The sequence below is a fragment of the Prevotella sp. P4-98 genome, from assembly GCF_002251405.1.
Lineage (GTDB): Bacteria > Bacteroidota > Bacteroidia > Bacteroidales > Bacteroidaceae > Prevotella.
In genome coordinates, this window is record NZ_NPJC01000008.1 from 26,143 (window position 1) to 39,864 (window position 13,722).

Here is a 13,722-nt window from a genome sequence, read left to right on the forward strand (position 1 = left end):
TTATGCAACGTGGCGCCCGGGTGATTGGCAAGAGCAACCAAAAATGCATATCTTTATGAAACATTCCGAAGTGTGGTCGAGTCACCATATCTTTTAGGCTTCGAACACACTTTAAAGCTTTAACTTACTGTATGTTATGCTATAGGTGTGGTCGTGTGGTCGAATTTTTCGACAACGCGTGTGCGCGTACGTGTGATCGTGTGCGCGTATGCGTGTGTGAAATAATAAGGTTTTTAACGCTCTCCGCTCCTATGGATTACCACTAACATTGATGAAGAGTTCTTCACTCTGTATAGACTTGCAAAGAGTAATGCTTATCCCCCACTAAATTTCCACTGAGCCATTATCTCAAAATTTAACGAACTATTGCTTGAAAAGACAGATTGCTTTACGAAAAAACATAAAATATTTGTATATATCATATATATTATGTATCTTTGCACCAAAATAAGAGAATTATGGAAGCAACAGTAAGAAAGTCCACCAAGCCAGCCATGCGTCGCAAGGTCATAGATATTAAGCCAGATACATTCCGTGGCTTGTCTGTAATTGCCGCCAGCCGTGGCACCAACCTGAAGCGATTCATTGAGCGTAGCCTCGATGAATTGGTTGAATCCTATGATGATGCTACCATATACAGGTATCTTCAGCAGACGGACCCGGAAGGCATGGAAATGCTCAGTGAGGACGAACAGGCAGCATTTGAGAAGAAATATGGTCTATGAAGATAAAGTTTTCAAAGAGCTTTTCCAAGGCCGTTGACAAACTGTCTGGCAAACAGCTTGGCAGTGTTCTCGATGTTATTAAGGAGGTGAAGTCCGCTGAAGGCATAGAGGATATAACTGATTGCACGCGCCTAGTAGGTTACCATTCTGTTTACCGCATCCGCATCGGTAACTACCGTGCATTCTTTACCTTTCATATTGAGATTGTCGATGATGTGGTGTATTTCAGGTATCTTGTATCAAGAGGTCAGGCATACACGAAGAAAGTCGAGAAAGAATTAAAGAGACTCGACGATTAAAATATCCCGCCCAGATACTGATGTTGAAGGCGTTAAAAGTTTTGAGTTGTCGTGGAAATGGGCAACATCGTTTAGAGGCTAAAGCCTCGCTGAGTATCAGCATTACCAAGGAGAAAAAGGGCTCTAGTTTCCAGAAACATCAAAGGAGTGCCGTAACGGATGGCAGCTCACTTCCTAACAAAAACAAGAAAATACGTGTTGATTTCAATGCTCCAGGCATGTTTCCCAATGGTGGATTGATATTGTTGGGTAACATGCATGGTGCTCTGGCATGGAAAATCGGACATCTCATTCCTGACTTCCGCAGACAAGAGTTCGTACACCATAGTTATATGGAGATAGTGAGCCAGCGCATCGGTCAGATTCTCTGTGGTTATGAGGATGCCAATGACTGCAATCAGCTCCGAGGTGACAGTGCCTATACATATACCAAAACAAAAGAAGAGAACCATTGCTGATTCTCTTCTTGAGGTGATCCGCTTGGGGCTCGAACCCAAGACCCCAACATTAAAAGTGTTGTGCTCTACCAACTGAGCTAGCGGATCATTGCCTGAAAGCGGATGCAAAGGTACGAAGTTTATTTGAAACCACCAAATATTTTTCTGATTTTTTTGAATTATCTTTTATGCATGTGCCAAATATGGAGTACTTTGCGACGTATTGCAGCGTAATTTAGTATGCCGACAAATATATAAAGTGCGATGCCTGTGAGTAGGCTCGGTGCAAGTGTCGCAGCACTGAAACTTGGATAGAGACTGCCGAAAAGTGGGATGTAATATGTGCGCAGCATGACTATCAGTAGTATGGCGATGACCAGTACCAGCGTATTGACGGTCAGTGTCAACAGGTGGTAAGGACGTGCCACAGTAGAAGGTCGATAACCGATGAGCAGTAGGGTGTCTATCTTTTCCGTGTTCTTTTGTAAGAGCAGGAAGATGCTGAGCAACAAGACATAGAACGCCAAGGCACTGATGAGGAGGCCAACGGCAATGACGATGCCAGTGGTAATGCGCAGAAAAAGAGCAGTGCGTGCTGATTCTGCATCGTCTGCCTCGGTTTCGTATCCTCGGTCGTCAAGGAAAGTAATGAGACGGTCGTCTGTTGGATTGTCAACGCTGATAATAAGACGTGATGGGGTGGCGCTGCGGTTGGGTGACAGCCGACGATTCATTTCGTCAATGAAGCGTTGTGGCACCAGAATGGTATTGAGCTTTTTGGAGAAGGCAACTACATGACCTGTCATCTCTACAGTTTCGTTACTACCGCGCAAAAGCAACCGGATCTTTACCATTTGTACAAGACTCTCAGAAAGTGCGGGAAGTCCTTGGCTGGTAGCAAAGCCGAAATTATAGAGGTTGAGATAGTTGCGTGGCAGAATGATGGGAATATCTGTATCGCCTGATTGCCATTGCCAGTGAGATAAATCCACATCGATAAACTCATCGGGCACGGCCTCGAAAAACATATCGGTGGAAAACTGTACACCTAATCTTTGGCTACCTAAGGTAGCAACCACCCCAAAGCAAGATGGGGTGAAAGTTCCCACACGAGTGGCAAATGGTTGTTGGCGCATCTCCTCTATTTCTTCTGGTGAGAAGGTTGGCGCTGTGCCAGTCAACGTGCCGATAGTGTTCACGTGTTTAGCTACCACCATCTGCCCAGGTCGCATAAAACTGTCTCCACCGGAGAATATCGGAATGATATCGGTGGCAAACTGTATGGCAGCCAATACGATGGTCATGCCACACAGGTTGGCAAGTACAAAACCAGCCAACTGCCATGCATTCATTCCACGGCTGAGCAGTTTGTAGAGCAGATGATGATGGCTCTTCACGTAGTTCTGTTATTTATTCAAGTTTCGCAACTGAGGGAATTGATTGAAGTTAAAGAACGTTTTCGTTAAGCCAAATGAGCAGACCCGAGCTCGTTCGAGGTCTGCCATGGCGAGAAAATGTGCCATAAAATGGAACGTTTTCGTTAAGCCAAATGAGCAGAATAAAGCTCGCTTTAATTCTGTCATGGCGAGAAAAGGTGCCATAAAATGGAAGTTATCACTCCCTACGGTCGTTCGGGAAGTTAAGAGACAATAGCCTTTTGCCGTAAGACGTAGGACATTTGTCCCTTAACTTCTCTCTCTAACTTCCCTTAACTTCCCCACATGCGAAAGTTCTGTTATTTATTAGTTGAGTCCAAACTGTCCGAGCATGATGCCTGCTAAGGTCTCTACAGGATCCTTGTCGGCATCGTTCATATTGACACGGAAGTCAACCTTGGTATCGGCTGTGTCGTAGATCTCGATGCTCTTAATACTCTCCACAGCCGATTGGGCAGCCTTAGCTTGACTGCGGGTGCAGAATCCTTGTATGGCTTTGGCTGCCAGCTGTGCACCGATATGAATATACACGCGGTGGCCTTTGAGGTTGCTTTTCGATACAGCAGGCTTGGCTTCAGCAAATGGCTCGCCACCAATAGCCAAATAGGTAGTACCGTCCTTTTCGCCAAAATTCATCTCTTTGCTGCTCTTGATGCCCAATTGGTTGAGCGCTTCAATAATCTTCTTGTCCTTGGTCTTCAGATAGAGACATACGTTGGGGATGAAGCCTTCCCACTTGCTGATACCTGCGGTGAAGTCGCCATCGATGGTTCCCAGTACACCCTTAGCCATTTCCAATTGGTCGGATTTGATGGTCTTTTGGTTTTTGAAAACACCCATCTTCTCGAGATAGTCGAAATAGGCTTTACCGTCAATATTGCAGAAAATAGACATACCGTCTGCTGCGATGTAGTTGGCATAGTCGCCGTCGATATTGCGCATCAGCTTCTTTCCTTCTTCAATATTCTGCTTCCAAGCATCACTCTTAGCAATGGCTTCTACGGAAAGCGTAACAGAACCCTTCTCAGAACTCAGGTCAAGGAGTATTGAGAGGTCCTTCATGTCAAGACCGTTAGGCAGTAAGGCTTTCTGTTCTGCGGTCAACTGATTTTGTGTAACACCCATGGGAATGAGCACCTGCATGATGCCTTTTGCATCAGCGAGTTTGCTGAAGTCGTCACTCTCTGCCATTGTACCCTTGGTGTCGGCATTGAACTTCTTGATGACATCGTCGATGGTGCCGTCAGAAACCACGAAACAGTCATCGTCGAAGGCAATCACATTGGTTCCTTCTCCGATATATTGTATGCCGTCTTTTTCTTTTGGAGCCTTATCCAAGGCGGTAAGCAACTTCACGAAATCGTCTTTGTCGAGCAGTTCGCCCACCAGCAATGCATTCTTACCATCGGCATTAGTACTTACCCATAAGGGTTGGCGTAGGTCGATACCGGCCTTAGCAGGATCTTCAGCTACAGCTTTCAATACTGCTTTAGCTTCTTCATTCTTACCCATAGCCTCCAGATTCTTTGCCAGTTGCTGTTTTACGGCATCGTTGTCGGCAGCTTTACTCTTGTCGAGAATCTGCTTCACATCGATGCGCATAGTAATGGCATCGTCAGGCAGGAAGCGTGCTGTCTTACTGGATTTCGAACACGAGGTGAATGCCACAACAGCTACAAGGAGCATCAGGGCGAGTTTCATCGTTTTCTGTTTCATAACATTTAGGTTTAAGGGTTATTGTATAAAAGATGAATAGGCTATTGTTGTTCGGCTTGAAGTGCTTTCTTGTAACATTCGCGGCAGAGCGGTTCATACTCCATGGTTTCGCCCAAGAGTACACGACGGTCGCTGTCAACGGTGCGGTGGCTGACATACGCCAGTGAACCGCATTTTACACAAATGGCATGTACCTTCGTTACATCATCAGCAATGGCACAGAGTGCTGGCATTGGTCCGAAAGGAATGCCTTTAAAGTCCATGTCGAGTCCTGCCACGATGACGCGCACACCACGGTTGGCCAACTGGTTGCATACGTCCACCAGACCGTCATCGAAGAACTGTGCCTCGTCGATACCCACCACATCGATGTCACTTGATAGCAACAGAATGCTGGCAGACGACTCAATAGGAGTTGATGAGATGGTGTTATGATCATGGCTCACCACCTCTTCATCGCTGTAGCGTGTGTCGATGGATGGTTTGAAAATCTCGACTTTCTGTTTGGCAAACTGGGCACGGCGTAAACGGCGTATGAGTTCTTCTGTCTTTCCTGAGAACATCGAACCGCATACTACCTCTATTCTGCCTGGGCGGCGCACTTCACCAATCATGTTTTCTGTAATCATGCTACAAATGTAGGCATTTTATTTGAATTACATCAATATCTTCTCTTACTTTCGATAAAAAACTTCTATTTTCTCACAAATCGGTCATTAGGATTTGCTTCTGCCTTCGTTTTCTCGCCAAGGCAGAGTTTTAGCAAACTTGCTTAAGCGCATTTGACTTAACGAAAACGGGGCATTGGTTTTTAATTTCTCTCTATTCCTGCTGTGTAAAAGGAGTGTCGTAGGTGATAAGCTTTAGTGAATAAAAGTTACTTTCATCCCGTAACAACAAGAAAAATAATAATTTTTTTTGTGTTTTCCATGCTTATTCGTAACTTTGTCCCCTGTTATGGGTATCCTGTATATCGTTCCCACGCCTGTTGGCAATATGGAGGACATGACTTTTCGGGCAGTCCGTATCTTGAAAGAGGCCGACCTCGTGTTGGCGGAAGATACGCGCACTTCCGGTAACCTGCTGAAACATTTCCAGATTCAGCAGCATTTACTTTCGCATCATAAATTCAATGAGCACGGCACAAGTGCATCAATAGTAGAACGGCTCAAAGCCGGACAAACCATAGCCCTCATCAGCGATGCGGGTACACCAGGTATTTCCGATCCCGGATTCTTCTTAGTGCGTGAAGCGGTGCGTGCTGGCATAGAGGTGCAAACCTTGCCTGGTGCAACGGCATTCGTGCCGGCATTGGTTAGTAGCGGTCTGCCTTGTGATCGTTTCTGCTTTGAGGGATTTCTGCCTCAGAAGAAGGGACGCCAGACCAAACTACAGTCGCTGGTTGATGAAGAGCGCACGATGATATTCTATGAGTCACCCTACCGTGTATTGAAAACTCTCCAACAGTTGGCAGAGGTGATGGGACCCGATCGTCAGGTTAGTGCTTGTCGTGAGATTAGCAAAGTACACGAAGAGAGTGTGCGTGGCACTTTGGCAGAAGTCATTGCCCATTTTCAAGAGCACGACCCACGTGGTGAGTTTGTCATAGTCTTGGCAGGCAAGCCCACATGAAAGTAAAACACTTATGTATAATATAAAATAGGTAATAAGACAAAATACAAGAATTATGAAAAAGATGATAGTTTTGGCCATTGGCGCCATGATGCTTGTGGCTTGCGGACAGAAAGGTCCGAAAGCAGAAGAAGTGAAGATAGCCCAAAAGACCGATTCACTCAATCGCATCATCCAACAGAAGGATAACGAGATCAACGACATGGTTTCCACCATCAATGATATCGAAGAGGGCTTCCGTGCCATCAATCAGGCACAGAATAGAGTTACCGTTGCCCAACAGGGTGAGGGTGCCAATGCTGTGGAGCGCATTCGCGAAAATATTCAGATTATCCAGCAGACCATGCAGCACAATCGCGAACTTATCAATAAAATGCGCAACCAGCTTCGCCAAAGTTCGGTAGCAAGTGATGAACTGCGCCGCACCCTCGACAATCTCACCCGTCAGATGGAGGAGAAGGATGCTCAGATGCGTCAGCTTCGTGCAGAACTTGAAGCCAAGGATGTGCGCATCGGTGAACTCGATAAGGAGGTGACCAACCTCAATACCAATGTGTCATCGCTGAAAGAGGAAAGCAGTCAGAAGTCGCAAACCATCTCTGTACAGGACAAGCAGCTCAATACCGCATGGTTTGTTTATGGTACAAAGAAAGAACTCAAAGAACAGCGTATCATTGTAGATGGTAAAGTACTCCAGTCAAACTTCAATCGCGACTATTTCACCAAGATAGATATCCGTGTGGATAAGGAGATACGCCTCTATTCGCGTAGCGCACAACTACTCACCTCACATCCGCAAGCCAGCTATACGCTCGACCGCGATGCCAACAAGCAGTATGTGCTTCGCATCACCAATCCACAATTGTTCTGGTCCACCAGTAAGTATCTCGTGGTATTGGTGAAATAAAAACACGATATAAACACAATACATACACATAAAGATTAAATGAAACGGACTTTAGTTCTTCTGTTGGTGGCGATGATAACATCGTTGCAAGGTTTTGCCATTGTTAGAAGCCAACAAGTGATGAAAGAGATTGCCAATCGACAGTTGCAACAGATGGGTATCAATGGAATGGTGACACTTGCCACCGAAACCAATACCTATGCTATCTATCGTAGTGCCATGCAGGGATTTGTCGTCGTGGGAAAAACAAGCGAAGGCAGAGCGGTGTTAGGTTATTCAAAAACCAATTTCGATGCCAAACATCTGCCTTGCGGATTGGAATGGTGGTTGAAAGCTACCGACAAGGCATTGCAACAGCAACATTATTCTGCCGATGAGCAACCAGACTTCACGGTAGTTGATAATCTGGTGCAAACGAAATGGGGACAGGATATGCCTTATAACTACTATTGTCCAACAGTAAAGGGAGAACACCTGCCTTGCGGATGTGTGGCAACAGCCATGTCTCAAGTGCTTCGCTATTATGCCTATCCCACTCATGCAGAAGGTCCTGGACGTTATACTACTGAGATTTATAATGAAACCTTGAATGCCTATTCCTCAAAGACTGTGGTGGAGTACATCAAATCCGACTACGACTGGGACAATATTCCTTATGATCCCCGTGCTGCTGACGTAACAGAAAAACAGCAGCAGAACGTAGGACAGTTGGTCTATGACTGTGGTCGTGCCGTTAATATGAATTATGCCTCAAACGGAAGCGGTGCCTATTCAGACGATGCGGCAGCAGCTTTTGCTACGGTCTTCGGTTATAATGAGGATGCCACCCATTATGTGCTTCGCGACTTCTATTCCGACAGCGAATGGATGAATATTGTCTATACTGAATTGGCAGAAGGACGCCCCATTTTCATGGGAGCCAGTGATGACTCAGGCCGAGGTGGACATGCATTTCTGCTGACTGGTGTTGATGCCAACGGTATGATTTATGTTAACTGGGGATGGAATGGTGTTTGTGATGGTTATTATGCCATCGACAAACTAAATCCTGATAACAGCTTTGCCTTTAATTCCGGACAGGAAATCATCACACGACTCATCCCACAGAAAGAGGCTGTGACAGGAATGCCCTTTGAGTCGCACATGGGATGTACCTCGTCGCTCAGAGGTCTCTTGATCACACCCGAAGGACAGCTTAGTGTATCGAGCATCACTCTCTTCAATATAGGCCATCTGGATTTTGATGGTACAGTAGGAGTCCTTTTGGAGAATACCGCAGAAGGTTCCACCGAAAAGCAATATTTCGAATATGTCAATATCAATCTGGCCCCCTATGACCGATACAATGGCTCAGCACGTCAGACCTATGATCTTAGTGGCTTGACAGCCGGCACCTATCGCGTGCGTCTTGTAGCAAAAGATGTAAAGGATGCCGATTATCGACCAGTGCGTGGTCAGGGTGGCAAGTTCTACGAACGCCTATTGACCAAGTCTGCTGATGGCACTTGCGAACTCGCCGAACAGACTACAGGCATTCATCAGGCTAAGGTGGCGACCGATACCAGCGTGCACTATTACGATATGCAGGGTCGTAGCGTATCTGCCAACCACCGCGGATTGACCATTATTCGGCAGAATGGCAAAACCAGTAAGGTGATGCGCTAAACACATCAGAAAAACGTTTTCGTTAAGCCAAATGGACAGAGTTAAGTTTACTTGTCCTCTGCCCATTTGGCGAGAAAAGATGCCATGAAATGGAACAAATTATAAAAGAACTACATTAGTGTGGGTGAAAATATCTATAATAAAGTTAAAGAATATTAAATATTGAATCAAAACTGCCAAAACTCTTGCATTTCGGGGGTGTCATGTTGTATCTTTGTATTTCAAGCCGAGGATGATTTCAAAAACAAGAAAGAAACCTTTAAACCAAAAATCAAACAAATAACCCAACAACTAAAATGCTGCTTATGTTTACAAAATCAACAAATTCCCATGCTATCAGGTCACGACAGAAGGCCCACGATTTCCCGATCACTTCTCGTTCGGTTCTCGTTAACTTCTCGTTAGGTCCTCGTTCGTCTCTCGTTCGTCTCTCGTTGCTTATTCGTTAGTCTATCGAAGACCGATCGAGGACCGAACGAGGAACAAGCGAAAAACGAACGAAAGAGCAACGAACGTCGATCGAGGAACCGACGAGAATCTATCGAAAACTCGACGAAATGCCACCATCATGGCTGGCAAAACACCCTTCTGCAACCACAAACCAGCAAAATGCCTTTTTGCTTCTACTCTGCCGATGTAGAACCCCTTGCTTCCTGTCCACACTGAGCATTTTCGAGGCGAACAAAGCCATTTCGTCCATCCTGTGGATCTCTATGGTCCAACTATGTAGAAACCCCTTCACGGGCTTCAAGTGCTTTGTTATTCTCCAGACAACCGACAGAGATAATCCTCTGTCCACCCAAACACCCTGCCGCAAGCCCAACAGCCCCATCCTCATAGGCCACACCATAAAAATCATGCAAAGCCACACAAGAGTCCTCCATATTACCATTTTGTGTAATGTAAGTAAGGTAACTTTACAACGGTAATGCAAGGAGCATCTAATATATTTACAGTATAATAAAAAAGTATGCTCTCCTCACGGAGAACATACTCTCAAAATTTGGTATGGAAAATATCAATTACATGATCATTTTAAACACCTGACCAATCTTCAGCTCCTGCTGATAAGATCCGTTGTCTGCGATGTTCAGAGAGAAGGTGGATGTGGGCTTATTTTGGTGGTATCGTAGGAAAATGGCGTTGGAGATTATTGGATTCAGGCAAATTTTAATCTGTCGGAAGTCAGGTTTGCAGGTAAAACATCTTGCTTTTTTGTAGCATTGTTGGATGGGGTGGAATCGTGTGAATAGTTAGTATTCATTAGTCTTCTGAACACACACTTATACCTATATATTATACGCGTGCGCACGTGAAGAGTTATAGTTTCGTTAATAAATTCGCCGAAAATTCGTCAAAACGAAAAAAAATAGGCGCAAATGCTACTTTTTTTAAGAATAACCTTGTTTATTGTGAAAAAATGTTGTATATTTGCACGGAAATAGTGAGCAAAGTATAATAAGTGCAAACTTTAATAAGAAATGAGTGGAAATTTATATGCATAATTAGTGAATAATTAAAGCATAATTCCCGTTGATCGGGTCAAGACGAAATATCAATTATATCAATATTATAACTTAATAATTAACGAGAGTGTTTATGGAAAAAAGACTCATGATGTTTTTGGCAGGCTTGTTCCTCAGCCTTGGAATGGCCTTTGCCCAGACAAAAGTCACTGGTACCGTAATTTCTCAAGAGGACGATCAGCCCATTATTGGTGCTTCAGTTCTCGTACAGGGCCAGCGCTCCGGTACAGTGACCGATGTTGATGGTAAGTTTACCATCAGTGTGCCATCAGGCAAGAAAATCACTATCAGTTACATCGGTATGGAACCCCAGACCGTAACACCTAAGAACGGTATGACCGTGACGCTCCGCTCCAGTGCAGAACTGCAGGAAGTGGTTGTGACCGGTATGCAGAAGACCGACCGCCGACTCTTTACTGGTTCTACTACTAAGGTGGATGCCGAAAAGGCCAAGTTGGACGGTGTGGCAGATATCTCCCGCTCGCTTGAAGGACGTGCGGCTGGTGTATCGGTGCAGAACGTAAGTGGTACTTTCGGTACAGCTCCGAAGATTCGTGTTCGTGGTGCTACGTCTATCTATGGCTCATCACGCCCCCTTTGGGTTGTTGATGGCGTCATCATGGAAGATGTGACCGAGGTTGATGCCGACCAGTTGTCATCAGGTGATGCAGAGACATTGATTTCTTCTGCTATTGCTGGTTTGAACGCAGACGACATCGAATCGTTCCAGATTCTGAAAGACGGTTCAGCAACTTCTATCTACGGTGCACGTGCCATGTCTGGTGTGATCGTTGTGACCACTAAGAAAGGTAAGTCTGGACAGACCCGTATCAACTACACCGGTGAGTTTACCATGCGTTTGAAGCCTTCTTATTCAAACTTCAACATTATGAACTCGCAGGAGCAGATGGGTATCTACAAGGAGTTGGAGGCCAATGGTCTGATCAGCTTTGGTCGTACCTACCGTGCTTCATCAAGCGGTGTCTATGGTAAGATGTATCAGTTGATGAACACTTACAATCCTGCAACAGGTTCGTTCATGTTGTCTCAGACTGAAGAGGCTAAGAATGCTTACCTCCGTGAGGCTGAGATGCGCAACACCAACTGGTTTGACGAGTTGTTCTCTAATGCTATCCAGCAGAACCACTCTATCAGCATGTCAACAGGTACCGACAAGGCTCAGTACTATACCTCGTTCTCTATCATGGACGACCCAGGATGGACCGAGCAGTCAAAGGTTCGCCGTTATACTGCATCTATCAATGCCATGTATAATGTGAACAAGAAGGTCACCCTCAACATGATTGCCAATGCCAGCTACCGTAACCAGCGTGCTCCTGGTACTACCAGTCAGAGCGTCGATGCGGTGACCGGTAATGTAAGCCGTGACTTCGACATCAACCCTTACTCTTATGCGATCAACTCAAGCCGTGCGCTTGATCCTAACGAGTTCTATACTCGTAACTATGCTCCTTTCAATATCCACAATGAGTTGGCAAACAACTTCATGAACCTCGACGTAGTGGATTTGAAATATCAGGCAGAACTCAAGTATAAGCCCATCAAGAAGGTTGAGCTTACTGTACTCGGTGCCTACAAGTACTCTACCACTACTCAGGCCAACGAGATTCACGAGAACTCTAATATGGCACAGTCATTCCGTGCAATGGACGATGCCACCATCCGTGACAACAACCCTTGGCTCTACACCGATCCCGATAAACCCAACTCCAAGCCTGTATCAGTGCTTCCTGTAGGTGGCTTCTATCGTGAGACCAAGTATAAGATGACCAGCTGGGACTTCCGTGCTACTGCACAGTATAACGATGTATTCAACGAAGACCATATCGTGAACCTCTATGGTGGTATGGAAATCAACGATACACAGCGTAGCCGCAGCTACTTCAACGGTGTAGGTATGCAGTATGACATGGGTTACCTCGGATCATACGACTACCTCTTCTTCAAGCAGTCAGCAGAGCAGAACGCTATGTACTACAGCTTGAGCAACAGCTATGGTCGTGAAGTTTCATTCTTCGCCACCGCTACCTATTCTTGGAAGGGCCGCTACGTTATCAACGGAACTACCCGTTACGAAGGTTCTAACCGTCTGGGTAAATCTCGTTCAGCACGTTGGTTGCCTACATGGAACGTCTCTGGTGCATGGAATGCTCACGAAGAGCCTTGGTTCCAGAAGACTTTCAAGACTGCGTTGACACACGCTACCCTGAAGGCTTCTTACTCACTGACTGGTGACAAACCTGCTGTGACCAACTCACAGGCTATCATTCAGTCGTTCAACCCCTGGCGTCCATTCGCAAGCGATAAGGAGTCTGGACTTAACATTTACGACTTCGCAAACCCCGATCTGACCTATGAAAAGAAACATGAGCTCAACATTGGTGTTGACCTCGGCTTCTTGAACAACCGACTCAACGTACAGTTCGACTGGTATCGTCGTAACAACTACGACTTGATCGGTATGCGTACCACCAACGGTACCAAGGGTACTATCAACGAGTTTGCCAACGTCGCTTCTATGCGTTCACATGGTGAGGAACTTTCTATCTCTTCTAAGAACATTGTCAGCAAGGACTTCAAGTGGAACACCGACTTCATCTTCTCTCACGTGAAGACTAAGATTACCGAACTCGACAACCGTTCACGTTTGATCGACATGGTAACCGGTACCGGTTTCGCTAAGAAGGGATATGCTTACCGTTCACTCTTCTCATTCGACTTCAAGGGACTTAATGCCAATGGTATTCCTCAGGTAGTTAATGAAAGTGGTGAGGTGGTAACCAGCGACATCTACTTCCAGAGCCGTGATATCGACTACCTCGTTTACGAAGGACCTACCGATCCTACCATTACCGGTTCACTCGGCAACTCGTTCACTTATAAGAACTGGCACCTGAACATCTTCGCTACCTATGCTTTCGGCAATGTGGTACGCCTTGATCCTGCTTTCTATGCCAGCTATTCTGACCTCGACGCTATGCCGAAGGAGTTCAAGAACCGTTGGACCGTTTCTGGTGACGAGAACAAAACCACTATCCCTGCTATTCCTGACCTCCGTCAGCTGCAGGCAGACACTAAGCTCTCTTATGCTTTCAACGCTTACAACCGTTCTACCGACCGCGTTGCTAAGGGTGACTTCATCCGCATGAAGGAGATTTCAGTGGCATACGACTTCCCACAGACTTGGCTCAACGCTCTCAAACTGAAGAGTGCCAGCATCAAGCTGCAGGGTACCAACCTCTTCCTGATCTACTCAGACAAGAAACTCAACGGACAGGATCCTGAATTCTTCAACACCGGTGGTGTGGCTGTTCCTATGGCCCGTCAGTTCACCTGCACCGTAAGAGTTGGACTTTAA

9 protein-coding genes, 1 tRNA gene and 1 pseudogene are annotated in these 13,722 nt (G+C 45.8%); 7 read left to right on the forward strand and 4 right to left on the reverse strand.

Annotated elements, in window-relative coordinates:
* Positions 1 to 458: 458 nt before the first annotated feature.
* The 3 genes and pseudogenes from CIK96_RS02025 to CIK96_RS13435 form a co-directional block, all read left to right on the forward strand.
* Positions 459 to 725, forward strand: coding sequence for a hypothetical protein (locus CIK96_RS02025; RefSeq protein ID WP_254046783.1), 267 nt, complete (start codon positions 459 to 461; stop codon positions 723 to 725).
* A complete protein-coding gene (locus tag CIK96_RS02030; RefSeq protein WP_094439341.1) occupies positions 722 to 1,024 on the forward strand; it encodes a type II toxin-antitoxin system RelE/ParE family toxin in 303 nt (100 codons plus the stop codon). The genes CIK96_RS02025 and CIK96_RS02030 overlap by 4 nt, the downstream gene beginning before the upstream one ends.
* 182 nt (positions 1,025 to 1,206) lie before the next feature.
* Positions 1,207 to 1,443: pseudogene (locus CIK96_RS13435) on the forward strand (transposase); the annotation flags it as partial.
* Between the two features lie 53 nt (positions 1,444 to 1,496).
* On the opposite strand, the gene CIK96_RS02040 reads toward CIK96_RS13435, so the two are convergent.
* From CIK96_RS02040 to CIK96_RS02060, 4 genes are all read right to left on the reverse strand, one after another.
* Positions 1,497 to 1,569 (reverse strand) — tRNA-Lys (locus CIK96_RS02040).
* A gap of 71 nt (positions 1,570 to 1,640) precedes the next feature.
* Positions 1,641 to 2,858 carry an ABC transporter permease gene (locus tag CIK96_RS02045; protein WP_254047053.1) on the reverse strand — a complete coding sequence of 406 codons (1,218 nt, stop codon included), beginning with the start codon at positions 2,856 to 2,858 and terminating at the stop codon, positions 1,641 to 1,643.
* 345 nt (positions 2,859 to 3,203) lie between these two features.
* On the reverse strand, positions 3,204 to 4,613 hold the full coding sequence (locus tag CIK96_RS02055) for a DUF4836 family protein (protein WP_094439347.1): 1,410 nt from the start codon (positions 4,611 to 4,613) through the stop codon (positions 3,204 to 3,206).
* 41 nt (positions 4,614 to 4,654) lie between these two features.
* On the reverse strand, positions 4,655 to 5,239 hold the full coding sequence (locus CIK96_RS02060) for a thymidine kinase (protein WP_094435283.1): 585 nt from the start codon (positions 5,237 to 5,239) through the stop codon (positions 4,655 to 4,657).
* A 331-nt stretch (positions 5,240 to 5,570) separates the two neighbouring features.
* Between CIK96_RS02060 and rsmI the strand changes: the two genes are divergently transcribed.
* The 4 genes from rsmI (at position 5,571) to CIK96_RS02085 (ending at position 13,722) form a co-directional block, all read left to right on the forward strand.
* Complete coding sequence (gene rsmI / locus CIK96_RS02065) at positions 5,571 to 6,245, forward strand: 16S rRNA (cytidine(1402)-2'-O)-methyltransferase (RefSeq protein WP_094389702.1); 675 nt, start codon at positions 5,571 to 5,573, stop codon at positions 6,243 to 6,245.
* 55 nt (positions 6,246 to 6,300) lie between these two features.
* Positions 6,301 to 7,152 carry a lipoprotein gene (locus CIK96_RS02070; protein ID WP_094389703.1) on the forward strand — a complete coding sequence of 284 codons (852 nt, stop codon included), beginning with the start codon at positions 6,301 to 6,303 and terminating at the stop codon, positions 7,150 to 7,152.
* Positions 7,153 to 7,191: 39 nt separating this feature from the next.
* Positions 7,192 to 8,817 (forward strand): C10 family peptidase, encoded by a 1,626-nt coding sequence (locus CIK96_RS02075; protein WP_094439349.1) that lies wholly within the window; start codon positions 7,192 to 7,194, stop codon positions 8,815 to 8,817.
* Positions 8,818 to 10,416: 1,599 nt separating this feature from the next.
* Positions 10,417 to 13,722 carry a SusC/RagA family TonB-linked outer membrane protein gene (locus CIK96_RS02085; RefSeq protein ID WP_094439353.1) on the forward strand — a complete coding sequence of 1,102 codons (3,306 nt, stop codon included), beginning with the start codon at positions 10,417 to 10,419 and terminating at the stop codon, positions 13,720 to 13,722.